Source organism: Halolamina salina, from assembly GCF_042678005.1.
In the GTDB taxonomy this organism is placed as follows: domain Archaea; phylum Halobacteriota; class Halobacteria; order Halobacteriales; family Haloferacaceae; genus Halolamina; species Halolamina salina.
In genome coordinates this window covers 1-1,050 of sequence record NZ_JBHUDH010000239.1, presented here as the reverse complement: position 1 = coordinate 1,050, position 1,050 = coordinate 1, and the positions used below count along the sequence as shown (strand labels likewise).

Annotated in this window: 1 protein-coding gene; it reads right to left on the bottom strand. The window is 58.6% G+C overall.

The genetic code is table 11. The annotated features are described in order from the left end of the window. Positions 1-684: ParA family protein (locus ACFR9S_RS15060; protein WP_379818977.1), on the bottom strand; the 684-nt coding region annotated here is incomplete at its 3' end. Positions 685-1,050: the final 366 nt, after the last annotated feature.

The window sequence follows — 1,050 nt, the reverse complement described above, 5'->3', positions numbered from 1 at the left end:
CTCCTCCAGGAACTGCTCGTGGACTTCGGCGTCCAGATTCGTCCGGCGGTCGTAGAGGTTCGGCAGCAGCATCTCTAGCGCCACGTCTACGCCGTAGCTGTCACGAATACCGCCGAGGTCCTTTTCGAGGCCACGCGCCTGCTCGAACTCCAGCGGGCCCATCTGTACCGGCGCGACCACGGATTCGGTCGCCCAGAGCCCGTTGTAGGAGACGTTGTTCGCGACGCCCGGGAGATCGAGCAGCACGACCGTGTAGTCCAGCGGGTCGACGTAGTCGTCGAGGAACTCCCGGAGCCGGTGGTACCGCTCTTGGGCGTCGTCGACGTTGCCGAGGTCGGCGTCGAGCGCGTCGAGGCTGGGGTGGGCCGGGATCAGATCCACGCCCTCGTCAGTCTCGTAGACCAGCTCGTCGATCGGGTCGTCGAGAAGATCCGAGACGTTCGTCCAGTTCTCCTCCATCGTCGTTGCGACGTTAGGGAAGTCGTCCTCGCTCTCGATGTCGGCCTGCACCTCCTCGTAGAGGCCGAACGTCTTCGCGAGGTCACTCTGCTTTCCCGCGAGGTCGATCAACAGCACTTCCTCGTCGCATGCTTGCTGAAGTGCAACGCCGAGGTGGGCCGTGCAGGTGGTCTTGCCGGTACCACCTTTGTCCAGGTATGTGCTACACCTATAGGTTTGCCCCATATGTATAGCCCAGATGTATCGCCTTCACTTGTAGGTTTGGGACATATGTGGTGACTATATATTTATCACATAGGTTTTACCCATAGGTTCTTCAAATGGGTATTGAATGGAGGATTAGCCTATGTGTAAAGTCTATAAGTAAAGAATATAGCGGCTGGGTTATCTGTTCTCATTGTTAAATCCCGAGGGAGGGGTGTGACATCTGTAACCCCCCTTCTCGGCCTTATACGGAGTAGTAGCCCGTCGGTCCCCACATGGCCACGAAGCAGTCGCAGTCCGACAGTCGCGTCGGCGAGTTCTCGATCAACACACAACTCCACGGGCACGCCGACGGTCCGGAACATGTCCACGTCGAGATCAGCCCCC